The sequence below is a fragment of the Polymorphospora sp. NPDC050346 genome (assembly GCF_040655695.1).
Classification (GTDB): domain Bacteria; phylum Actinomycetota; class Actinomycetes; order Mycobacteriales; family Micromonosporaceae; genus Polymorphospora; species Polymorphospora lycopeni.
This window is the reverse complement of sequence record NZ_JBFAKM010000004.1, coordinates 71,446-96,309: the sequence shown is the minus strand read 5'-3', so window position 1 is coordinate 96,309 and position 24,864 is coordinate 71,446. Positions and strand designations below refer to the sequence as shown.

Genomic DNA, 24,864 nt, shown 5'->3' with positions numbered 1-24,864 from the left:
GGCTGTCAGGTCGGTGCGTTCTGGAGTGTGTCCGCGACCGGGCGCCGGGTGGCAACCATCGCGGGGATGGCGGTGAGCGCCGCGACGGCGAGCAGGACCCCGAGCGCGGTGACGAGCAGCCACGAACCGGGTGGGTACTGGACCTCGCCGGTGCTGACGAACGCAAGAAGCCCTATGCCGGCCGGGATTCCCGCGGCGACGCCAGGTATGGCGGGAAGCAGTTGCGCTACCGCCAGGCCGACGCTGGCCTGTGCGGGCGTGGCGCCGAGTGTCCGCGCGACGGCCAGCGGCTGCCGGGCGTCGAGGACTGCGGTCCAGGTGCTCACGATGGCGTTGATGAGCGCGAGGATGCACAGAACGACGATGACCACGAGCAGGGCCTGGTCCATCCGCTCTGTGCGGGGGTTGGTGAGCTGCGTATAACCGAGGTCGAAGTGCTCCACACGGGTGTCGACCATGAGCATGGCGACGAGCGCGGTCGTGGTGATCAGGGTGTTGACCGTGACCAGCCGGGCGCGGCGCGGGCGGCGCGCGTTGATGCGTACCCCGATCAGCAGGGCGGTGGGCAGCCGCCGAGACAGCCAGATACGCCACCGCCGGCGCCGCGGTGGTGTTGCGGCGTCCGCCAGCGCGTTGACGGTGCTGGTGGCGGCGGCGCGCACCACCGGCACCAGAGTCGCCGCCACAGCGATCGCGAGGGCGAGGGCCGTGACAGCGATCACCGTACGCAGCGCGGGCGGCTGGGTGGTGACGGAGCCGATGAGTCCGGTGCTGGGGCGGATCAGCACGGGTGCGGCGAACCAGCCCGCGGCCAGCCCCGTGGCGGCGGCGGCAAGCCCGATCACGAGGTACTCGGCGAGGTGGACGGCGGCGATCATGGCTGGTCCGGCGCCGACGGCCTTGAGTAGCCCCACCCGGCGGCGTTGGCCCAAGATCCGGCCCACGACGATGCCGGCGACGCCGGCCAGCGCGAGGCCGCTGAGCAGCCAGCTGCCGACGAGCAGCGCCATCTGCGCGTCGCTGTAGAGCCGACCGTTGAGGTGGCCGATTCCCTGCCAGGTGGCGAGGTGGGGGCCGACGGTGTATGTGGTGCTGGCCGCCGGATCGGCGAGTTTGAGTTTGAGGGTGTACGACAGCGGTTGGCCGCCCGCGAGCGTGGCGATGTCGCCGCGGTCGACCCAGACCAGGCCGCCGCGCTCGACCAGGATACTGCCCGGGTAGTGCCACCCGGCGTACGGATAAGTCGCCCTCGCCGCGGTGACCGCGGTCCCGGCCACGCGCAGCGGGTGGCCGTCGACGTCGACCGTGTCGCCGGTGCGGACGCCGAGGGCGTCGGCGAAGGCACGCTCGACGACCACGCCGCCGGGGCGTACCCAGGTGCCGTCGGTCACGGCGGGCCGGTCGATCGATACGGGTGCGGTGTCCCGGCCCTCGACGACGGCGTGCGCGGACTTGCCGCGGGCCGTCATCGTCAGGTAGGCGATCGGGAAGGGGCCGCTGTGATCGGTGACGCCGGCGGCGGCGGTCAGCGGTGCGAGTTCGTCCAACGCGGCCTGGCCGGTGGCCAGGGGTGTGACGATCACGTCCGGGCCGGCGGTGGCGGTCCGGGTCTGCTGGTACGGCCGGTCGGCGATTTCGTTGAGGGTGAGGCCGAGGGTCAGCGTGGCGGTGGCGGCGGTGATGGCGACCAGCAGCAGCACGGTCTCGGTCCGGCGACGGCGCAGATCCCGCATCAGCAGCCGGCAGACGAGCAGAAGGTGGCCGGACATGTCACCGCCGCCCGTCGTAGACGGTGGCGGCGAATCGGTTGTCGTCGGCGAACGCGCCGTCGCGCATGGCGATCACCCGGTCGGCGACCGCGGCGATGCGGGCGTCGTGGGTGACCACCACGAGGGTCTGTCCCGTGGCGCGCAACTCCTCGAACAGCCGCAGCACGTCCAGGGTGGCGGCGCTGTCCAGGTTGCCGGTCGGTTCGTCGGCCAGTATGACCAACGGCTCGTTACTCAACGCGCGGGCGATGGCGACCCGCTGGCGCTGGCCGCCGGACAGCGCCGCCGGCAGGTGCCCGGCCCGGTCGGCCAACCCGACCCGGTCCAGCAGATACATCGCCCGCTTGCGGGCCCGCCCCGGTGACTGGCCGGCCAGCAGCGCGGCCAGCTCGACGTTCTCCACCGCGGTGAGTTCGTCCATGAGGTGGAACGACTGGAAGATGAACCCGACGCTGTCGCGTCGCAGCCGGGCCAGGACGCGTTCGCTCATCGTGTCGATCCGGCGGCCGGCCAGCCACACCTGCCCGTCGGTGGGGCGTTGCAGCCCGCCGAGCAGGTGCAGCAGAGTGGACTTGCCGCAGCCGCTGGGCCCCATGACCGCCAGTGTCTGCCCGGCCGGTACGTCCAGATCGACCTCGTCAACCGCGCGTACCAGCCCGCGCTCCCGGCCGTATTGTCTGGTCAGCCCGCGCGCCCGCAGCACCGTCGATCCGGTCACGTCTCCGCCTCCCGTCCAGTCCGACCACGCCCGCCCCACATCCGCTCACACGCCTCCAGCCACTCCAGGTCGGCCCGCAGCCGCAGCACCACACCCTCCAGCAGCAACCCGGCAACCGGGTCCACCGACAGGTTCAGTGCGGCCCGCTGGGCGTCGCGTAGTCGGCGCAGCACCTCGCGCCGCTGCGCGTCGACCAGGGCCACGGGATCGGCCAGTCGGGCCGCCGCGGCGGCCACCAGTTTGAGATGGAACTCCATGAGATCCGGCTTCGGCCAGCTCACCTCGGTCAGCCAGGTGGCAACCCGCTGCTGCCCCGCCGGGGTGAGGGTGTAGACCCAGCGGTCAGGCCGGTCCGGCAAGCCCTCGGCCCGTTCCGAGGCCACCAGACCAGCCTTCGCCAGCCGGCCCAGCGTCACGTAGATCTGACCAGGGTTCATCGCCTCGCCCAGCGGGCCGAGCGCGGCACGCATCCGGCTGCGCAGCTCGTACCCGTGCGCCCGCTCCTTCGCCAGCATGGCCAGCACCACGTCCTGCACCCGCCACCTCTTCGCGTAGATCGCTAATAGATAACGGCTACCTATGGGCTGTCAAATCCTGCCGTGACCCTGAACATTGGTGGTGTTGCTCAGGCTGCGGCCCGGGCTGCGATCCGAGCCACCGGCGTTGGCGTTGGGACCGGATGCCAGCAGCCGGTCCAGCAGCACGGGAGGTTGCGTCACGAGGCCGACCCACCGCGATCGGGCCACGTCGATCGGCGGCAGCCAAGGACTCGGCACGAGGCGGATGTTGTCGGCGACTGGCTGCGCGCCTCGTTCGAGCCGCGTCCTTGCACATGGCCGAGGCTTCGGAAGGCTGCGACGAGTGGCCGCCCTGGGCGGCGTCTCGCCACCGCCGTCCACGCGTCGCCGACGATTCACCCCAGGCAGAACATCTGATGTTTCCGACGCCGCTGCGGAAAAGTCGTCCCGCGACCCGCCATTTCGCACCGTGAGTCGACCACTGATCTGCGGAACTCTGAGCAATCAGCGTCAATTCCAATCAACAGACTTTAACGCAAAACCTAACCGGTCAAAACCTCCGCATCGCCGAGCCGCCGATCGGCCGCAGCACGCCGTTTTCTGATCACTATCAAAATGACCATGCCGCCACGGCACTGCCGGACTCCAAGCGTGGCGCGCACCTAGCGTGACCTTGCGCGGCAGGCGACCAGTTCACACCGCAACGCGCCTGGGACCTGGATAAACAAGGGACCGAAAAGATCCCCTCAGTCGAACATACGAACGACCCCTTGACGCGCAGAACGCGCCGCCCGAGAATTGAGAGTGCCGCCGGGTGATGAAAACGGGGTCAATCCTGGCGGGCCGTGCACAAAGCCATAGAAGATATGTCGGGCTCGCAAGTATCCAGATCCACCGACTGCTCTTTTTACAGTACACCGCGCCGAGATCGGCGATACCGGGCGGGCCACCTGAAGATTCTCTCATTGCCCCCTTTTGCCGGAAATACAGGCACCCCGTGGCACCCGAACGTCATCGCCGCCAGATAATGCCGCCGTTCTGAATAACGCCGGGTCGACCGGCGTGTCTCGGATTCACTGGGCGAACTGGCCCCCAGTTCAGACATGGGTGCGGCCAATCGACGCAAGCCTGGGTGACCAGGTATTTCGGGGGTCAGAGTTAATTCACCATTAGACGCCGGGATGTTGTCGGGCCAGGCAATACGCGCTCGCCACCAGATTCCGGACATCGACGTCAAGTCCGACGTCGAATAGTCGCAGCTCCACGGATCCCGGCCCGGCAATCCGGAATCCGCGATAGACCATGCCCGAAAGGGCCGGGACCGCGCACGTCCGGGGCCGAGCCGCCATTTTTCTTGCGCCCACGCACACCACCATCGATTTGGGGAAGAGGATGCCGAACAAGAATCTGGTCAGGGTGTACAGCGACAGGAACTACGTGTATACGACCATGGTGCGTCACCAGGGGACGACGGTGGCGTTCGCGATGGACGACTCCCGACGCATCTACTACAACGTGCTGAACCTCGATCTGGGCAGCCGGGAGCGCGGCGAGATCGACAGTTCGTACTGGAACGACAACCCGCCGCAGTTGACGTTCCCGAGCGAGATCACCGAGGTCGGTTTCGGTGCCGGCGAGACGGTCGGCGTGCCGGCCGTACAGCTGGGCGGGCGGGCCGAGGTGGCCGCCGGCACGCAGTTGCAGCCCGAGGACCTCGATCCGTTCCTGTCCACGACGGCCCGGCTGGGCGCCCAGGCGCCGTTCCAGGTCGTCTCGGACGGCAGGTATCTGCTGCTGTTCCGCCAGTCGGTCGACGAGACACACCCGGACGCGCTGTTCCGGCTGGCCGGCGGCGGCGTCTCCGGTGATGCGAGCCGCACGGACTACGCCCAGGCGGGCGGCGCGAAGGTGCCGCTGTTGACCCGTACCGTTCTCTGCGACCGCTTCGTGCAGGTGGGCGCGACGGTCAAGCCGGTGCTCGAGGTGCGCTACCGGCGCAGCCGGAGCAAGACGTCGCCCGCCTCGACCGGCGACACCCTGGGCACCAGGGACCTGGACGGCAACCCGTTCTACGAGTCCACCCGGCGGCTGTCCTTCGTCCGCGACGTCACCGACGGTGAGTTCGCGGTGTTGCTGCTGCCGACCCAGGTCAACGATGTGTCGCGGTGGCAACTGTTCGCCGTGAACTCGGTGACCGGCCGCATCGATGCGTTCAACGTCGAGCGGTCCGACGACGGGCTGTTCAACCTGTCGGGCACCCAGTTCTACACCAGCCCGGACCCGAGATACGCGGCTTCCGTGCTCGAGCGTGAGCCCGGCGTGGATCCGTTCACCAAGAAGCCGCTGGTGCCGGTTCCGCTGCCGACCGACCGGGCGGGAACCGCGCTGCGCCTGGACGGCAAGGACGACTACCTCGACCTGGGGAGTTCGGCGAGTTCGCGGTTGCAGGCTGGCTACACGGTGGAGGCGTGGGTCAACCCGGCCGCCGCCGGTGGGGTGATCGTGGCCGTCGGGGACGGGACGCAGGCGGGATCGTTCAGGTTGTCCGTGAGCACCATCGGTGCGCTGGGGTTGAGTCAACATCCGGGCGGCGGCAACACGCTCGCCTCGCAGGCCGCGGCGGTGCCGGTCGGCCGTTACAGCCATGTCGCGGCGGTGTTCACCCCGGGCACCGGGGCCAGGGGCCGGCTGTACGTCGACGGGGTCGAGGTGGCCAGCGGCGCGTTGACGTTCACGCCCTCGACGACCGGGTTGGCGACATACGTGGGCGCGCGACCATCGGACTCCGGTGCCGTCGACTTCTTCCGCGGTGACGTGGACGAGGTACGCATCTGGAGCCAGGCGCGCACCGCCGCCGACCTGGCCCGTGACTACCGTCGCCGGCTGGCCGGGGTGGAGCCCGGCCTGGTGGCCTACTACCGCTTCGACGAGGGCGGCGGAACCAGCATCGCCGACCACACCGACAACGGGTTCGACGGCACCGTCCGGGGTGGCGCGGCGTGGGTGACCTCGACTGCGCCGGTGGGGGACAGCCCCGGGCTGTCCCGGGAGACCTTCGGATTCGCCGGCCGGTCGCTCGCCTCCGGGGTGGCCGCGACGCTGTACTTCCAGCAGGAGGAGACCGTCGCCGGCTACACCGACCAGCCCAGCCCGGCGAAGAGGCAGGCGCGGGTCCTGCTGGCCTGCCCGACGATCGACGCCTCCGTCCCGGACGGCAATCCCCTGCTCGCCACCCTCGACCTCGCCCTCGCCGCCGACGGCCGGCTCGCGCAGGTACCCCGGTCGGTCGCGCTGTCCACCGTCGGGCGTCCCGACCCGACCAAGGACATGGACGTGCTCAGCGCGGCCCAGGACGCGGTCACGGCCGCGCAGGCGAAGCTGGTCATGGACCAGCATCTTCTCGACCAGGCAGACCAGGCCGTACGGGACACGCGCCCGGGGTACGACTACTGGAACAACAGGTACTGGGCCTTCGTGAACTCCGGCTACTGCTACGACGAGGGATGGTTCGTCTGGCCCCACGAGCGATCGGGTCGGGCGAACAGCTTGCTCGGGTCGCTGAACTCGGCGTCCTCGACCTACAACGCCGCTCTGCGTACCCAGGAGGACGCGAAGGCGCAACTGGCCCGGGACCAGACGCTGCTGGCCGACCGGCAGGCCACCCTGGCCGCGCTCAGCGGTGGACTGCAGGGCGGCGACGACGTGGTGCTGTCGATGCCGACGGTCGCCGTCGACAACACCGGACTGAGCGTTTTCGGCGCCGTGCTGGCCTTCGCCTGGAGCCGGAACACCCCGGTCCTGATCGACAGCGCGACCGGCGAGGTGGTGCTCTACTTCCGCGGCGTCGACGGACAGTTCTTCTCCGTCTACTACGACGTCACCGCCTCCCGAGCCGGCAAGCAGATCACGCTCCCCTCCGGCCGGCTGACCCTGACCAGCCGGGACACCGGGGTCGACCTGCCCGAACTGGGTTTCACCGTCTCGGCAGGCCCCGACGCCGACCACTGCACGGTGGTGGTCACCCGCACGGCGAACAACACGACCCACACCGAGACGTTCAACGCGGTGCCCCGCCGCGCAGACCAGTTCGCGGCCGTCATCAACGGCACCCCGGCCGGGGACCTGCTGGGCACGGTCGCGTCGATCCAGGCCAACACCGTGACCCTGGCCGCGCCGCTCGCCGCGGCGCTGGCGACGGGCACCCGGGTCAGCGTGGCCGGGGCGGTCCACCAGCTACGGGACGCCGCTCCCGCCGCCGCCTCCACCCTCACCCTGACCACGAACCCGGCCGCGACACCGGCGGGGGCGCAGGTGCGTGCGGTCGTCTACGACTACGCCTCGGCCACATCGAGCCGCCCCGGCGCACGGCCGGACTCCGGCTCGCTGATCGTCGCGGCCGACGCCGGTACGGCCACCGGCAACGTACCCAACGGCACGGCCGCCGACGTCGTGGCCGGCCGGGGCAACCGCTGGCAGGGTAATGCCCCCGGCCGGGCGTTCTCTTTCGACGGCACCAAACGGCTCGCGCTCCCGGCCGCCCAACGGCCCCGGGCGGCGATGACCGGCGACGTGACCGCGGAAGCCTGGGCCAACCCGGGCTTCGCCGGCTCGCAGAGCCGGATCCTGCATGCCAACCTGCCCGGCACCCCCACCACCCGTTACACCCTCGGTGTGTCCGGCACTCCGTACCCGTCGGCGCTGGAGTGCAACGGGAGCGGCGACTACCTCGACTGCGGCACCGGCATCGATCTGAGCGGCACCTCCTTCACGGTGGAGTTCTGGGCCAAGCGCCTGGCGTGGAACCGGGACGACTTCATCGTCGGCCTCGGAACTGCCGGCGCGACGGACCAGTACCTGCACATCGGGTTCCGCTCCGGCAACAGCTTCGCGATGGATTTCTACTCCGACAGCCTGAACGTCTCAACCTCGTACAGCGATCTGAACTGGCACCACTGGGCGTGCGTGTACGACCGGGAGGGCACGAACCGTATCCAGATCATCTACCGGGACGGCGTGGAAGTCGGCCGCCGCCCCGCCACCGGGCACTTCACCGGCACCGGCAAACTCCTGCTCGGCCGGATCGTCACCCCCTACTGGGACTGCAGGGCGTACGCCCAGTTCGACGAGGTACGGATCTGGGGTCGCGTCCGTACCGCGGAGGAGTTGACGGCGGACAAGGACCGTCGGCTGACCGGACGCGAGACCGGCCTGCTCGGCTACTGGAACTTTCCGGGCCGGCGGACCATGGACCTGACCGGGCGGGGCAACGACGCCACGATCGCCGGGAACCCCCGGGTCGTCGGCTCCAACTTCCCCGGGTACAAGGTCCTCGCCGGGGTCGGCGAGCAGTACGTGCGTAGCCGGGACGTATACCCGGCCGGCCAGTGGGGCCACCTGGCAGCGGTGTTCGAGCAGGACTGGGCGCTGCGCTTCGACGGCGCCGCGTGGCTGGACGCCGGCCGCGCCGACGCCCTCGTCGTCACCGGCGACCTGACGATCGAGGCCGCGGTTCGGCTCGACGCGCTGGGGACCACGCAGGGGCTGGTCTGCAAGGGCGGGCTGGCCGACGGCGCCGGCGGCACGGTGCCGTACGCCTTCTACGTGCAACCCGACGGGGCGCTGGCCTTCACCTACGAGAACACCGCGAGCACCCCGCCGGGCACCGCCGTGTCCACGACGAAACTGCAGGCCGGTGTGTTCACCCGGGTCGCGGTCACCCGCAGAACCAACGGGGGCAACCCCAACGTGCAGGACATCGTCTTCTACGTCAACGGCGCGCACGCCGGCACCACCTACCTCACCGGCCCGACACCGACGGGCAACGACGGGGTCCTGGAGATCGGTCGTTACCGCAGCGGCCAGACCGGCTACGGGTTGCGCGGCGTGCTCAGCGAGGTACGGCTGTGGAACGTCGCCCGGGAGGCGGCGAAGATCGGCGTGGCGGTCACCGAGAACACACCTGGCCTGGTCGCCCAGTGGACGTTCCCGGAGGACGCCGGGAACACCACCGCCGACGTCGCCGGCAGCTACACCGGCAGGTTGCACGGCGCCAGCTGGGTCAAGACGCCGGACCCCGGCGGCAACCGGTTCCGGCTCTACTGCAACGGCGACGCGACCCCCGCCGACCCGATCCCGGCCACGGACGCCATCGTCACCGGTGGCTACGGGCCGGAACAGTTCACCATCGGCGGCTGGACGGCCACCGACAACACCGTGCGCGACGGCTTCGCCGGCACCCTGGACGAGATCCGGGTATGGCAGACCGCGCGGACCGGTGAACAGATCCTCGACAACGTCTTCACCCGGCTGCGCGGAGAGTCCGAGGACCTCGTCTGCTACTACCCGTTCGACGCCGCCTCCACGGCCGCCGGTGCCCCGATCCTCGACGCCGGGCCACGCGGAAACAACCTGACCACCATCGCCGGCAGCGAGCCCGCCGTCGTGCTCTCCACGGCGCCGGTCTCCACCGACACCGCCGAGGTCCGCTCGGCGCTGACCGGCATCCGCACCGCCTTCCACGACCTGGTCGGCAACTCCCCCGGGGTCGCCGAGTACGCCGACGTCCAACGGATCCCGCACCGAGGCGTACGGGGCGTCATGAAACGCTGCTACGCCTACCAACAGGACGGCCGCTGGCACCTGGTCACCGGATACAAGGTCGGCAACCTGATCAGCAAGTGGGTCGGCCAGGCCCAGTTCGACCCGCAACTCGTCGGCTACATCGAGGGGGCTCCGCCGGTCCCCTCCGAGAACCTCGTCAAGCGCCCGGGCACCGACGACTACGTCGACGCCTCCACGGTCTCGTTCGTCCAGGCCGAAGAGGTCACCAACACCCTGTCGTCGAGCCGGGAGACCAGCATGGACGTCTCGGCGAAGATGAAGTTCTCGTGGGAGGTCTCGGCGGACGTACTGAACATCACCGCGCCCCTCGGTTTCGGCACCGCCCAACCGATGGTCAAGCTCGCCATGGAGGGGAACCTCGAGTTCGGCCTCGACTACTCCAACGGCTGGACCAGCGACGCCGAGGTGTCCGAGGGCAGCAACACCAGCCGCACCAGCAGCGTCGCCCTCAGCGGCGCCTGGGAAGACCCGGACCACCCGCTCAATCCGGCCGCCGGCCAGCGGTGGGTGCCGGCCAACACCGGCTACGCCCTGGTCCAGTCCGAGACCGCCGACGTCTTCGCGCTGCGCCTCGAACACACCGGCGCGCTGGTCGCCTACCGCATGATGCCCAACCCCGACATCCCCAGGGACTGGAACATCATCGAATTCCAGATCAACCCGCTGTACACCAAACAGGGCACCCTCGACGGTCTCGTCGGCTTCGGGCTGGCCGGCCCGTTCCCCGATCCGGCCCACTACCCCACCGCCGGCGACGGCGCCGAATACAGCTACTTCAAACCCCGGGAGGCGTACGCCCTCAAACGCCGTGTCGAGCGCCAGGCCCAGCAGTTGCAGAGCTACTACGACTCGGTGTCCACCGAGACCCACGCCCCCGACCGGACCGCCGAGAAGGCCAAGGAGGTGGCCAACAAGTCCTCGGCCCGGCGCAACCTGGCCAACACCTACGTCTGGACCGCCGGCGGTGGCTTCTTCGCCGAATCGACCGAGACCACCGACACGGTGACCGAGACCACCGGCGGTTCCTACTCGATCAAGGGCACTCTCAGCGGCGGCGGCATGTTCGAACTCAAAGGAGCGGCCGGCGGCACGAAGATGGGCTTCGAGGCCAGCATCGGAGGCGGCAGCAGCGTCACCCGCACCCGGGCCAAGTCGGCCACGAAGACGTTCGGGCTCGACGTCGCGTGCACCGGCGGCCGGGATCTCCAGCGGTACCGGGACGGCGAAACCCCCGTCTATGATCCCGCCACCAACCAGCCCGTCACCGCCCCGGGCAGGGTCGACGCCTACCGATTCCTGACCTTCTACCTCGACGTCACCAAGGACAACTTCGAGGACTTCTTCGGCAAGGTCGTCGACCCGATCTGGCTCGCCACCTCACCCCAGGCCGCCGCCCTGCGCCAGGCCAACCAGGCCGACCAGAAACCGCCATGCTGGCGCGTCTTCCACCGGGTCACCTTCGTCAGCCGCCTGCTCGACCCGGCCACCGCCTCCGCCACCGCCCCGGCATCCCTGGCCAAGGCGCTGCAACGCGAAGGCTTCAGCAGCATCTACGACCTGATCCAGACCCTCGAACCCGACATCAGGAACAGCCCCGCGAACCTCGCCAACCTCGCCAGCCTGACCACCGCCACCACCGATGTGCTCGCCAAGAAGCTGTACCGGCTCACCCCGTACACCCAGGAGATCATCGTCCACGTCGCCCGCTACCTCGGCATCGACCGGTGATCACACGACCTACCCGGAGGTGACCGACCCATAGAAGCAGGCAGGCCGGCGGCCCCTGGCGCAGCAACCCGTTGCGTCAGGGGCCGCACGCGGCCTATGACCGGTGTCCCGGTCGTCGTGCGGTCAGCCTGCGGGCGGGACGGTCCACGAGGACCGGATCAGCTCCCGCTCGGCGGCGGCGAGGTGGGCGGTCACGGCGAGCCAGGCCCAGGCGTACCGGTCCGAATCCGGATCGGTACGCCGGCCGAACACGTCCCGGCCGCACCGGTCGGCCTCGTCGGCGAGCGCGGTGGCCACCACGGCGGCGGTGGTGAAGCCGGCACGGCGCAGCGGACCGGCCAGCCCGGCGCCGTCGCCGCGGGCCGCCTCGGCGACGGCGCGGCGACCGCCGGAGACGGCCAGTTCCACCAGCCGGCGGACCCGCCACAGCGGGGACTCCGCGACCGTGTCGGCGCCGACGGCGAGAACCGGTTCGGCCATCGCGGCCGGGTCGCGCGGCGGTAGGTGGCCGCCCTGGAGCTCGTCGTAACCGAGGTCCGCCCGGCCGTGCCAGTTCGGTGGCAGCCGCAGCGTCCCGGCGGCACCGGGCACCGGGCCGACGACGAGCGGGTGCAGCGTGCTGGCCCGGTCCGGGTCGAGCCGGCCGACCACCCGGATCCGCAGGCCCGGCCGGGACGCGAGCCGCCGCAGGTTGGCCACGTGGGCCAGCACCGGGTGGGAGTTGGCCGGCACCAGCCGGATCACCGGCCCGTCCGGCACCGGTGCCCGGTCCGGTCCGCCGTCGGTGTCGGGGGCCAGTTCGCGGGCCAACACCTGGTCGCCGACGGCACCGACCACCACCAGGTCGCAGCCGATCAGCGCGGTCCCGGCCCGGGCCGGATCCTCCGGGTCGTCGGTGGCGAGTTGGGCGGTCACCACCTCGGCGAGCGGGCGGGCGAACAGGTCCGCCAGCGGTCCGGTGGACCAGTCGGTTCCGGGGATCGGGGTGGCCCGGACCCCCTTGCCGGCACCGAGCCGGCCGTCCGGGGCGACGGTGGTGCCGGTGATCCGCAGACCGCCGCGGGCCAGCACCGCGTGGTTGACCGCGACCGCGCCCATCTCGGTGACCGCCCGGGCGCAGTCCTGTGCCCGGTCCGGGCCGCCCGGTTTCACGTCGCCGAAGGAGAGCCGGCGCCCGTCGGCGGCGACCAGGTGGGTGACCACGCCGGCATACCCGGTCGCGCTGATCACCGGTTCCCGGCAGACGCCGTACACGTCCAGCGTGCCGTCCGGCTGGTAGGCCCGCCGGAGGATGCCGACCAGCGCCGGGTCGGGATCGCCGGCGGCCAGCCGGCCGGCCACGTACAGCAGGTCGTGCAGCACCTCGACCAGCTCGGCCAGCCGGTGGCCGGTCTGTCGTTCCCGGTGCGCGCGCAGGCCACGTACCGTGCGCAGCGCGGCGCTCTCGGCCCGCGGCAGGCCGGCCAGCCGGGCGCCGTGGGCGGCCCGCAGCAGCTCCGCCTGGGGGACCGCGCCGGCGGCGGGTACGCCGGCCGCGAGCACCGCGGCGGCGGCCCGCCACAGCGCCTCGGCGGCGGCCCGTTGCGCCTTCGTCGGTGCCGTGTTCCGGCCGGCGGCCGTGGCAGCCGTCTTTCCGGTCCGGCCGGTAGCCGCACCGGCAGTGTCCGAAGTCGACGGTCCAGTGGAGATGGACACCGGATCGGGGTGGGTGGCCCGGTCGGCGACCGGGCAGGCGACCAGGACCGCGGTCCGGTGCAGGCAGCGGGGCGTCAACAGGCAACTGCACCGCGCCTGGTCCGGATCGGTGACCGCGCCGGTCGGACCGGGCGTCAGGGTGACCAGTGCCTCGGGGCCGCAGTCGACCGACACGCCGCCGTCGACCCGGCCGACCGGTACGCCGGCCAGCCGTTCGACGGTGGCGTCCAGGCGCTTGTGCAGCCGCGGTGGCAGGGCCGCCACCGCCGCGGCCGCCACCCCGGGCAGCACCGGCGGCAACCGGTCGGTGTCCACGGCGATGGCTGTACGGTCCGTCAACGTGATCCTCCGCGGATGCGGTCGCCCACCCAGCGGGCGAGTTCGAGCGGGCTGAGGGCGGCGACCGGCATCCCGGCCGCGGCAAGCTGCTCGGCGACCGGTACCGAGTAGCAGGGCACTCCCCTGTCGTCCAGCGCGGCGCAGCCGAGCAGGTGCAGGCCGGAACCGGCCAGCGTGCGGACCTCGCCGAGCAGCCCGGCCAGCGGATAGCCCTCCTCGAAGTCGCTGACGACCGCGACGATGGTGCGGCTCGGCACGGTCACCAGCGAGCGGGCGTGGGCCAGCGCGGCGGCGATGTGCGTGCCGCCACCGACCCGCACCTCCAGCAGCAGCGACAGCGGGTCGTCGACCCGATCGGTCAGGTCGACCACCTCGGTGGAGAAGGCGAGGAAGTGGGTGGAAAGGGTGGGCACCCCGGCCAGTACGGCGGCGGTCAACGCCGACCACACCACCGACGCCTCCATCGAGCCGGACACGTCGACGACCAGCACCAGCCGCCAGTCGGCTTCGGTGCGGGTCCGGGTGTTGAAGACCGGGCGTTCCGGCACCACCACCGTCCGCCCGTCGCCGAGCCGCTGGGTGTGCGCCAGGTTCGCCCGCAGCGTACGGGCGAGGTTGATCCGGCCGCCGGGACGGCGGGACGGGCGCGGGTTGGTCAGCCCGGTCAGCGCCGGACGCACCTGGGTGGCCAGCTCCCTGGTCAGCTCCTCGACCAGCCGCCGGACCAGTGGCCGTAGCTTGGCCAGCTGCGCCTCGGGCAGGCCACCGGCCAGCGACAGCACCGAGGTCAGCAGTTCCATCGAGGGGCGTACGGCGGCCGGGTCCAGCTCGGTGAGCACGTCGGTACGGCCGTTCTCGGCCGCCCGGGCGATGACCTCCTCGCGTACCGCGGTGCCGAACAGGGCCTCGAGTTCGTCGGCCCACTCGCGGGCGGTCGGGAAGGAGGCTTCCTGGCCGCCCCCGGCCGCCTGGCCGAGGTCGGTGGCGCCCTCGCCCTGCCCCGCCCCGTAGAGCTCGTCCAGGGCGCGGGCGTAGCGGCGGGCGTCGGCCGGCAACCGGTCGGGTTGGCGGCCGAGCAGCAGCCGCCACCGGTCCCTGGGGGCGATCCGGGCGGTCGGCGTGTCCGGCCCGGCCGCGGAGCCGGCGTCGACCACGGCTCGCGGGTCGGTCGTTGCCGGGTCCGGGATCGGGATGTGGCGGGCGGCCAGGGCGGCCCGGCCGGCCGCGTCGGCGGCGGCCCAGGAGGCCAGCAGTTCGGGCGGGGCGGACAGGGTCAGATCGAGCCGGTCGCCGAGCCGTTCGCCGACGGTGTGCAGCATCCGGTCCCGGGCCGCCGGGGTGAGCACGTCGAAGCCGCCACGCAGCGCCGGCAGCCGGTCCAGGAAGTCGGCGTCGGTGAGCCTCTCGATCCGCTCCAGCAGCGGGTTCAGCGCGGCCGGGGCGGACTGCAGCAGCGGGTGTGCCGCGGTGAGCAGACCACCGAGCAGCCGGCGCAGCTGTCGCCGGGTGTCCGGTCCGGTCGCCGCGTCGATCCAGCCGGCCACCCGGCTGCCCAGGGTGTCCGGGCCGGTCAGTTCGAGCAGCACCCGGGCGGCCAGGGCGGCCCCCTGGATCAGCGGCGAACCGGCCCGGGCCAGGTGGTCGAGCGCCTCGTCCAGGCGTAGGCCGATCCGTTCCTCGCCGGCCCGGACCGCGAGGTCGACCAGCGCGGCCGCGTCGGCCGCGGCGTCGCTGCCGGCCAGGCCGGGCAGCCCGCGGACCGCCGCGTCCAGCAGCACGACGGCCAGCTCGGCCGCCCGGGCCCGACCGTCGACGGTGGTGCCGGGCAGGTGTTCCCGGCGCAGCGCCTCCAGCAGGTCGAGTGCGGCCAGCAGTTCGGGCAGCGTACCGGTGCCCGGCAGCACCGCGGCGGCCAGCTCGAGCCGGTCGGTGACCAGCTCGGGCAGGTCGCACCGGGCGGCGTCGCGTAGCCCGGTGAGGAGCTGTGCGCCGGTAGGCCCGCCCTCGGCGGCCTCCCGGCGGAACCGTTCCCGCAGGGTGCCGGCCGCGGCCAGCGCCGCGGTCACCCCGCGTACGCCGACCAGGTCCAGCCGCGCCGCCACCGACGGCGTCCAGGCCAGTTGCCAGCGGGTGGTCAGGGCGGCACCGTCGCCGGTGCCGGAGACCGCGATCGGCTCCCCGTAGCCGACGCCGCAGACCTGGAGGCGTTGCAGCAGGATCTCCCTGCGGCCGTCCAACTCGGTACGCAGCGGGTCCAGCCGGACCTCGCGGGACTTGGGGCTGTCCGGGTTGGGCAGCCGGAGCCCGCCGAGTTCCGCCTCGACGGCGGGACCGAGCCCGGACCGGGGCGTACCGGGGGCGATCCGGCCCCGAACGGCGCCGACCAGCACGGTTTCCAGCGCCTTGGCCAGTGCCCGGCCCCGGCCGAGCAGTTCACCCTGGCCGAGCACGGTGGTCACCGCCTCCAGCACCTCGCCCCGGCCGGGGGCGGGCAGGTCCCGCAGCCGGGCCAGGTCGTCGGCGAGCCGCACCGTCTCGGCGGCCTCACCGGTGCCGGCGGTGTGCCCGGCCCGGCGGAGTTCCCGGCACAGGTCGGTGACCGCCCGGGCGGCGGCGGCCCGGATCAGTTCCGGGTCGCCGGCGGCGGTGAGGACGAGCTGCTGCCAGCGCGGGTCGCGGATTCCGGCCGGGTAGCCGGAGCGGGAGTCGAGCAGGTCGAACGCGTACGGCACCAGCGAGGTGGTCGCCGGGGTACCGCCGTCGGTGGTGTCCGGACCGGGCTGGGTCGGCCCGGATTGGTCCGGACCGTTCGGGGCGGCCAGCAGGGCCGGGGCATGGAAGGCGCCGATCACCGCGGCGACCCGCCGGCCGTCGGCACCGGCCTGTGCCAGCACCTGGCGCATGTGCCGCTCGCGGGCCAGGTCCCGGGCCGGTACGCCGTCACCGCCGGCGTTGTCGGTACGCATCGCCCAGCCGATGCCGAGGGCGGCCCGGCGTACCGCCTCGGGCGGGCAGCCCGGGGCACGCACCTCGACCACCCGGTCCCACAGGTCGTCGCCGTCACGGCCGGTGCCGCTGGCGCTGAGCGCGGCGGCGTAGGACCGGCGCAGGGCGGGCAGCGGCGCACCGGCGTCCAGGCCGGTGGTGTCGGTGGTGTCGGCGGTCCAGCCGGGGTCGGCCAGCGGCAGGTCGCAGCAGACGACCTCGACGCCGCGCTGCCGGGCCCAGCGGATCGCGGCCAGTTCCGGGGAGAAGTCGGCGAACGGGTAGAAGCCCATCGGCCCGTCCGCGCCGTGGCTGCCGACCAGGGCCAGCGGAGCCTTCGCGGCCGGGTCGGACAGGTACGGCAGCCAGCGCTGGAAGTCGGCCGGCAGCTCGATGCAGACGACCTCGGCCCCGGCGGCGTCCAGCAGTGCCGGAACCACCGCCGCGAGAGCCGGGCTGTGATGCCGCACCCCGATCAGGTAGGGCCGGACCGAACCGGCGAGCGCGTCGACCACGGCTCGCGGGTCGACCATCGTCGGCTCGACCGCCGCCGGGCCGGCCGCCACCGGGCCGGCGGTCGGCGGGGCAGTGTCGGAGAGGATCGTCACCGCAGGCTCTCCCGCAGGTCCCAGAGCCGGCGCCACATCGCCGAGCCGTCCTCGGCGCGGCGGCGGACCGGGCCGTCCCAGTAGCCGAGCAGCCGGGCGTGGTCGTTCTCGTCGTCCTTGCGCACCACGCCGAGCAGGTGCCCGGGCACCAGGTCGAGCGCGTCCCCGCCGGGCAGGTACGCGGCGGCCAGACCGAGCGACACCGTCACCTGCACCGCCTCGGCGGTCGACATCGCCGTACCGGGCCGTTCCACGTCCCAGCCCTCGCCCGATCGGCCGGAACGCAGGTCGCGGAACACGGTGACCAGGGCGTCCAGCACCGAGTCGTCCACCGCGTACGTCGCGCCGGCGCGCTGCACGGCGGCGGTGGCCTGCCGGCGGACCAGGTCGGTCTCGGTGTCCGCGTCCGCGATCGGGTGGATCGTCTCGAAGTTGAACCGGCGCTTCAGCGCCGAGGACATCTCCGACACGCCCCGGTCCCGCAGGTTGGCGGTCGCGATCACGGTGAACCCGGGCACCGCCCGGATCAGGCCGTCGCCGGTGCCGGCCAGCTCCGGCACGTTCATCCGCCGGTCGGACAGGATCGACACCAGCGCGTCCTGCACCTCGGGCAGGCAGCGGGTGACCTCCTCGATCCGGGCCACCCGGCCGGTGCGCATCGCGGTCAGCACCGGCGAGTCGACCAGCGCCTGCGGGGTCGGCCCCTGGGCGAGCAGCAGTGCGTAGTTCCAGCCGTACCGGAAGGCGTCCTCGGTGGTGCCGGCGGTGCCCTGCACCGTCAGCGCGCTGGTGCCGCAGACCGCGGCGGCCAGCAGCTCGGACAGCATGGACTTGGCGGTTCCGGGCTCGCCGACCAGCAACAGGCCCCGCTCGCCGGCGAGGGTGACCACGCACCGCTCGACCAGGCTCCGCTCACCGACGAACTTCGGCGAGATGGTCATGCTGGCCGGCAGTTCGGCGCCGTCCGGGCCGGTGCGCCGGCCGGCGGGGAGCTTCAACGCCTCGCCGTCGCTGCCCCGGATGAAGGTGACCACGGCACGCGGGGTCAGCGCCCAGCCCGGCGGCCGGGCCCCGTCGTCGTACGCGGCCAGGAAGACCAGCTCGTCGGCGTAACGTTGTTCGGCCGAAAGGACCTGGGCGGCGGTCTCCGGCGGGCGGACGTGTTCCGTCACGGTCACTTGTGTTTCCTCGATCTCTCTGGTTCCGGGTGGGGTGTTCGGGACAGGGGTCGGGGTCAGCGGCGGTTGCCGCGGGTGGGCAGGTTGTCGAAGCGGGGCCGGTCGCCGTCGCGGAGGCGTTGCCAGGCCCGCCGGTGGAGGTCGGCGACGGGTTCGAACGGCACGGTCACGCCGAGCCCGGCCGTACCGTCGGGGGCGAGATCGAACAGGGCGACCTTCCAGGCCTCGATCGGCGCCTGCCCGCTGCCGCGCTCCAGCCACGGGCCGGGCAGGAACAGCGACCGGCCGGCCCGGGGCCGGCTGGCCTCGACGACCAGGTCGGTGCCGGCCAGTTCGGCGCGGGCCGCCTTCAGCCGGGCCGGCTTCCAGCCGGTCCACTTCGCCGTGTTGCGATCGGTCGGGTCCGGCATGGCCAGCAGCATCAGGTACACCGCCGCCGCGTCCGCGCCCAGGCCGTGTTCTCCGGCGACCTCGGCGACCAGGTCGGCCACCGACCGGGTCGGGTCCTGCGGCCACCAGGTCCCGTCCGCCGCCGGCGCGCCGCCGTCCGGCTGCCCCGGATCGCCGAGCAGCGCCGCGAACCGCGGGTCGCGGACCAGGCGCAGTGCCACCTCCGTCGGGTACGGCTTGGCCGCGTCGCCCCGCAGCGCCGGCAGGTACGGGTCCGCCCCGGCGGCGTCGAGCAGGTCGGGCCGCAGTGCGGGCGACGGTTGGCTGTCGTGGGTGGCCAGGACGATGGCGCCGTACCGTTCCCAGCCCGGTCCGGTCTCCGACGGGCTGCCCGCCACCTGGCGGAACGCGGGCAGGGAGACGTACTGGTCGAGGTCGAGCAGCAGGTCGGGGTTGGTCAGCCGGTCGCGCAGCGCGCCCAGTGCGGCCGGCAGCGCGGCCCGGCACGGGTCACCGGCCGGCGTGTGGTGGGCGACCCAGGCCGCCAGGGCGACCGTGCTGCGCAGCACCCGGCCGGTGAAGCCCGCTCCCGCGCCGTCGACCGGCAGCGCCCGGTCGCCCTTGATCCGGAAGGCCAGGTCGGTGGTCAGCTCGACCGAACGGGCCGGGTCGAGCAGGGCCGGTAGCGCCTTCGCGGGTCCCCAGTCGGTGCGGACCGCGCGCACCGCCTCGGCGAGCAGCTGTTCGGGCACCGTCACCCGCCGCCCCACGGCGGCGTTCCAGACCGCCGCGGCGGCGGCCACGTCCGGACCGTCGGTCCACAGCCGGGCCGGGTCCTCCGGCAGCAGCGCGGACACCAGGGCCCGCCGGACTTCCGGGCTGGCCTCGTTGAGCATCTCGAAGGCCAGCTTGACCTCGCCGACCTGCTTGACCCCGAGCGCCTTGCGCAACTCGGGCGGTACGGTGTTCGTCGAGTCGACGTACGGCAGGCCGGACAGCACCAGCTTCGCGGCGGTGGGGGTGACCCCGGTCAGCTCGGCGAACCGCTCGGCCGCTTCCGGTTGCCAGGGCAGCGGGCCACGCGCGGCCCACTCGGTGCGGAAGCCGGCCAGCCAGCCGGTCGGCCGTTCGTCACCGACCGGCGCCGAGGACTGCACCGTGTACGGCTCGGGCACGGCGAACACGCCGGCCGGGTCGTGGTACAACGCGTCGAAGCTGTAGCCGGTCATCGTCCCGCTGAAGGTGGGGATGGCGATGAACGCCCCGTCGGCCAACGGCAGGATGCCTGACCCGGGGAACCGGCGTGAGCCGTCGGGGTTGTTCAGGTCCTCGTCGAGCAGATGCAGCGTGAACCGGCGCCACCGGGCCGGTTCGGCCGCCGCGCTCAGGTCGAGCCGGTCCAGCTCGGTGAGCAGGGCGCCCAGCGTCTCCCGGTGGTCGTCGGGGGTGAGCGCCGCGACGGCCCGGTAGGCGACGGCCGCGACACGGCCGAGCAGGGGCCACCAGTCCAGCCCCTTCGGCAGCGACGGTCCGTCGGAGTGCAGCCGTACGACGGGTTCGCTTCCGGTGGCGGCGGACCGCTGGGCGGCGAGCGCCTGGAGCTGGGCGAAGACGTCCGGCGAGTTGCTCGCCCGGTGGGCCGGGCCACGCAGACCGTCCAGTGCCGGGTCGAGCTGCCGGTCGGTGGGTCCGGTCACGGCGGTCGGCGGCGCCACCGCCTTCGGGGCGGACAACGACCTGGTGAACCGCTCGGTCACCGTGTCCAGTTCGGTACGCACCCGGGCGGCCAGCCGCAGCACCCCGGCCACCCCGGCGAGCAGCGTGTCGTGGCCGACCGCCGGCAACGTCGAGCGGACCAGCTCGACCAGCTCGTCCTTGTCGGGTTCGCCGGCGGTGGCCGCGCCGGAGCCGGAGGCGCCGGTCGGTGCGACGACCACGGACGCGGCGACGGCAGGGCCGGTGCCCGCCCGGGTGGCGGTGGTCGACCGGTATCGGGCCGCCGTCTGGGCCGCGGCCCGCGCGGCCTGTTCGGCCAGGACGGCGCGGCGTTCGTCGACGGCGACCTTCAGCAGCACGTCGGCGACGTCCCGGTCCATCCGGCGCAGGGCGGCGGAGCCGGCCGGGTCGCGGGGCAGCATGGCGCCGAGGAACCTCTCGCCCGGCAGCGGAACCGCGCCGGGGTGATTGTCCCGGGTGGACGAGGGGCCGACGACGGTGCACACCACCCCGTCCGGGTCGACCAGGACGAGGCCCTTGAGGACGGCCCGGGGTCGGTCGTCGCCGGGCAGCACCAGCGCCGCGATCGGCTCCCGTCCCGGGGCCACGGTGACGGTACGACCAGCCAGGTCGTCGCCGCGTACCGAGCCGTCCGGCAGCGTGACCACCCGCCAGCCGAGCAGTCCGTCCACCGGTACGGCGGCGGGGGTGGCCCGGTCGGACAGGGCGGGCCGCAGCCAGCTGGCCGACTCCTGGAGGTGGCCTCCGCCTGCCGGCAGGTCGGCCAGGAACCGGGGCAGGCTGCGCCGGCCGTGGGTGTTGCCGACGGGGTCGTACTCGCGCCAGCCGTGGCTGTCGTCGTCCTCGCCCCGGCGGTACACCCAGTGGGAGGTGCCGTCGGTGATGACCGGCAGCTCGGACGGGACCGCGGTGTCACCGACGTGCAGTACGCCGTCGCCGGTGGTCCGCCCCCCGCCGACGAGTGGCAGGGTGGTCCCGTTCCTGCGCGGCCGACCGCCGTGGTGCTGGCCGGAGATGGGCTGCGACTCTCCGGGCGACGAGTGCCAGTAGCCGCGCGGGTTGTAGCCCAGCGTCTGGGACCTCCAGTAGACCAGCAGGTGGCCGTCGACGTAGTGGTAGCCGGGCTCACCCCACATGTCGCCGGCCGGGATACGCAGGTCGTGGCGCAGTACGATGCCCTCGGCGCCGATCACACGCACCGTGGTCGGTCCGCCCAGGATCACGTACGGCCAGGCTTCCTGCCGGGTCACCTCGACCCGGTGGTCCCCACCGGTCACCTCCTGCCAGGCCAGCTCCCAGTCCGGCCAGCCCAGCTCGTCGATGATCCCGCCGCGCAGGCTGCGGGCGACGCGCTCGGCGAGGTCGATGTCGAGGGCCTGCCCGAGGTCGCCGCCCGGCCCGGGGTCACCGGACCGGGCGAGGTCGCCAGGCCGGTCGACGCCGTCGGACACCAGGCGCAGCGCCTCGACCGGGATCCTGCCCACCCAGTCCACCGACTGCGGAAGGTACGGCAGCCCGACGGCGAGTCGGTCGCGGACCCGGGCCCGCAGCCAGTCGGTCAGCATCGGCCGGACGCCGGGCGTGTCGACCAGCCGGCGCAGGGCGTGCTGCTGGTCGTCGAACTGGTCGAGGCCCCGGCGCAGGGCCGCGGTGAACCGGTCGTCGCCGGCCACGGCGAGCAGGTCCCGCTCTCCCCCGCCCTTGGCCCAGTCCGCCAAGCCCAGAACGTCGCGCTCGTTCGGCGCGGCAACCGGCAGCCCGCGGGCGATCAGCAGGTCGAGCAGGTCCAGATCGCCGGCAGCGTCGAGGGTCTCGCCGCCGCCGGCCAGTTCGGCGCGCATCCGGTCGGCCATCCGCTCGACGAGCGGGTACAGTTCCGCGACCCGGTGGCGGTGGTGGCCGGAGTTGGCCCGGCTCACGAAACGGCGCAGCCAGCCGACGGAGCCGTCCCGCGGGCGGGCCGGGTCCGGCACGTCCGGGTCGAACAGTCCGTGGAGCGCCCCGGTGTCGGTCAACAGGGCCAGCCAGGGGACCAGATCGTCCCGGTCGGCGGGCATCAGGTCGAGCAGGCTGCCGCGGATCGCCGGGTCACGGCCGGCCAGGTCCGTCAACGCCGGCAGGTGCGCCTTCCACCAGCCGGGGGGCGCCTCGGCCGCCACCGGCAGCCGGATCAGGTCGGTCAGATAGCCCGCCGCACGGTCGGCGACGGCGGCGGCGCCCGTACCGGCGGCCTTCGTGGCGGTCCGGACCAGCCGGTTCACCGTGCTGGCCGACTGCGTGGACGGCACCACGCCGGCGGCCGCGGCCCGCAGCGCCAGCCGGCAGAACCGCTCCAGCGCCTCGGCGGGCGGCAACTGGGCGGACAACTCCTTCGCGTGGCCGGCCAACGCGGTCGCGGACACCACCTTGGCCGCCGCGAACTCCACGTAGACCTCGTCGAGCCGGTTCAGGTCGACCGGCAGGCCGTGCTGCGCCTCCGCCTTGCGCGCCTTGTTGAACAGCTGCGTCGCGTAGGTGTCCTGCCCGGCGGCCAGGAACACCCGTGCCGCCTGCTCGAAGAACGTCGGCAGGAGGTGCGGCAGCGTACGGGCGAACCGGTCGGCGACGGCCTGGTGCCCGTCCAGGGCGGCCTTCGGCCGCGACCGGACCTGCTTGGCCAGCTTCTGCAACTCCGGCACCACCGCCAGCGCGTGCCGGCCGTCGGCCGGGTGGTGTACGAGCACCCACTCCGGGAAGGCCAACGGGCGGCGCAGGCCCAGCCCGACGACGGCCGGCTCGGCACCCGGTGCCAGGCCGAGGAACCCGACGGCGATGTCCTCGCCCTCGCCCAGAGCGGCGTCGACCAGGCGAACCACCGGCCGGTCGTCGAGGACCGGGTGCCGGTAGGTGCGGACGGTGAGCGGCACCGCCCGGTCGCCGGCCCCGGCGGTGTCGGCCGGCAGCACCGCGCCGGCGGCCAGCAGGCTGTCGGTCGACTCCTCGCCCGCCACGGTCGTCATCCCGGTCACGACTGCTCCCCCGTTTTCGTCAGGGCGCCGGACAACGCCGTCGCCATCCGCATTCCTTCCGACCAGGCCACCGGCCCGACCTCGGTCAACCGCAGCATCGGTCCCTCCACCACGGACCAGGAGAGGGTGCCCAGGGTCGCCTCGGAGTCCCAGTAGTCCTCGTCGAACCAGATGGCGGCCTCGACCGTGTGGCCGGCCTCCCAGACCCGGCACCTGACCTGTGAGCCGGAGACCCGGAAGCCGAGCGTGGCGGCCCGGGCGGCCAGCCGGTTGGGAACCGTGGTGCCGCGGAAGTCGGTGATCGTGGTGTCCCGGTCCTTCAGGCTGGCGGGCCTGTCCCAGGTGCCCCGGTGCAGTTGCTCGACCCGCTGGGTCACGTCCAGTTCGCCGGCGAACTCGCGCAGGTCGGCCAGGTCGGGAAGGCGCACCGGGTGGGGCAGTACGGCGCTGGCCGGCGAGAGCCGGACGGTCTCCCCGTCGAGGTTGACCACGCGCAGGTCGCCGGTGTCGGTGACGTCCCGCAGGAAACCCGGCTCGGCCGGGTCGTCCCCGAGCACCACGAGGTCGCGCAGCGCGTCCCGCCAGGCCGGGTCCGGCCAGATCCGGGCCAGCAGCCCGGTCGGCACCGGCAGCGAGGACACCACCCAACCGTCGACCCGGGCCAGGCATTCCGCGGTGTGCCGGTCCAGCCACTGGGCGAGTTGGCGCAGCCGGTCCACCTCGGGGTCGTCCCGCAGCACCTTCGGCAAGGTCTTCAGTGGACGGCCGGTGGCCCGCGGGCCGGTGGCCCGGGCCGCCACCTTTCCGTCCACCAGAGAGATCTCGTACGAGTCTCCCGCCGGTAACCAGCCCATCAGGAACACCCTCCGCAGTGGCAAATAGCCAGATTTCGTAAGCAATCGGCCGCGATCAACGACGCAGGGCACGCTAACAGTAGTGACCGACACAACAGGGACCCGCCGGTGGGACCACCGGGACCGGGCCGGCGGGGCCGGGCCGACGGGAGCCGTGGGAGTCGCAGGTCCGACCCGGTCGGAGTGCACTGTGCACGGTCAGGGGCGGCCCGACGGGAGGCCGAGGCGGTGACCCGGGTCACACCGGTCAAGCCGGGACGGCTGTCCGACCGACCCGACTCTCTCCGCCGACAAGATGAAGGGCCGCGTTCACGCCTGGGGCGGTCCATCCAAATCGACCCCAGGAACACCCCGCTGGCGCAACAGAACGCTCAACAACTCGATCTCTACGCGAGTGCCCGCGAATCCGACCCCTCTGAGCCTGTCTGCGGACGCCCGAGCCTCCTGAAGGCTCCCACCGAAGACCTGGCGAGCCCCAACGGAGCTTGCTGTCGCGAGTGAGCTGCACCGCCCATCCACTGCACGGACTGCCGCACGTCTGGCAATCACCCGAGAGTCGGGCCGCTTGCTCACTCACTTCGGGCAAGACGATCCCAGAGGTACGCCTCCTCGAATGCACTGATCATCACGGCTTGCTGTTCCAACGTCATTTCATCCCACACCCGCACGCACCGATTGTGCGCCGCCACGGCAGGACCGACGGGTGAGCCCACCCC

General features: G+C 72.8%; 9 protein-coding genes. 1 reads left to right on the top strand and 8 read right to left on the bottom strand.

Annotation, left to right across the window (positions count from 1 at the left end; genetic code table 11):
- Nucleotides 1–5: 5 nt before the first annotated feature.
- Genes AB0I42_RS06055 through AB0I42_RS06045 form a run of 3 tightly spaced genes read right to left on the bottom strand, consistent with a single transcriptional unit; the run spans nucleotide 6 to nucleotide 3,023 of the window.
- Nucleotides 6–1,769, bottom strand: coding sequence for an FtsX-like permease family protein (locus AB0I42_RS06055; protein ID WP_357534625.1), 1,764 nt, complete (start codon nucleotides 1,767–1,769; stop codon nucleotides 6–8).
- A gap of 1 nt (nucleotide 1,770) precedes the next feature.
- Entirely contained in the window at nucleotides 1,771–2,487 is a 717-nt protein-coding gene (locus AB0I42_RS06050) for an ABC transporter ATP-binding protein (protein ID WP_357534624.1), read from the bottom strand.
- Nucleotides 2,484–3,023 carry a PadR family transcriptional regulator gene (locus AB0I42_RS06045; protein WP_357534622.1) on the bottom strand — a complete coding sequence of 180 codons (540 nt, stop codon included), beginning with the start codon at nucleotides 3,021–3,023 and terminating at the stop codon, nucleotides 2,484–2,486. The genes AB0I42_RS06050 and AB0I42_RS06045 overlap by 4 nt, the downstream gene beginning before the upstream one ends.
- A 1,398-nt stretch (nucleotides 3,024–4,421) precedes the next feature.
- Between AB0I42_RS06045 and AB0I42_RS06040 the strand changes: the two genes are divergently transcribed.
- Nucleotides 4,422–11,354 (top strand): LamG domain-containing protein, encoded by a 6,933-nt coding sequence (locus AB0I42_RS06040; RefSeq protein WP_357534621.1) that lies wholly within the window; start codon nucleotides 4,422–4,424, stop codon nucleotides 11,352–11,354.
- A 123-nt stretch (nucleotides 11,355–11,477) separates the two neighbouring features.
- Here the strand turns inward: AB0I42_RS06040 and AB0I42_RS06035 are convergent, their stop codons facing one another.
- Genes AB0I42_RS06035 through AB0I42_RS06015 form a run of 5 tightly spaced genes read right to left on the bottom strand, consistent with a single transcriptional unit; the run spans nucleotide 11,478 to nucleotide 24,148 of the window.
- Entirely contained in the window at nucleotides 11,478–13,388 is a 1,911-nt protein-coding gene (locus tag AB0I42_RS06035) for a hypothetical protein (RefSeq protein ID WP_357534619.1), read from the bottom strand.
- Complete coding sequence (locus AB0I42_RS06030; protein WP_357534617.1) at nucleotides 13,385–16,981, bottom strand: DUF5682 family protein; 3,597 nt, start codon at nucleotides 16,979–16,981, stop codon at nucleotides 13,385–13,387. Before AB0I42_RS06030 ends, AB0I42_RS06035 begins: the two co-directional genes overlap by 4 nt.
- Nucleotides 16,978–18,159, bottom strand: coding sequence for an AAA family ATPase (locus AB0I42_RS06025; RefSeq protein WP_357534615.1), 1,182 nt, complete (start codon nucleotides 18,157–18,159; stop codon nucleotides 16,978–16,980). Before AB0I42_RS06025 ends, AB0I42_RS06030 begins: the two co-directional genes overlap by 4 nt.
- Before the next feature lie 56 nt (nucleotides 18,160–18,215).
- On the bottom strand, nucleotides 18,216–23,294 hold the full coding sequence (locus tag AB0I42_RS06020) for a hypothetical protein (RefSeq protein ID WP_357534614.1): 5,079 nt from the start codon (nucleotides 23,292–23,294) through the stop codon (nucleotides 18,216–18,218).
- The gene (locus AB0I42_RS06015) at nucleotides 23,291–24,148 is read right to left on the bottom strand and encodes a DUF4132 domain-containing protein (RefSeq protein WP_357534612.1); all 858 of its coding nucleotides are present in this window, start codon (nucleotides 24,146–24,148) and stop codon (nucleotides 23,291–23,293) included. Before AB0I42_RS06015 ends, AB0I42_RS06020 begins: the two co-directional genes overlap by 4 nt.
- Nucleotides 24,149–24,864 lie beyond the last annotated feature (716 nt).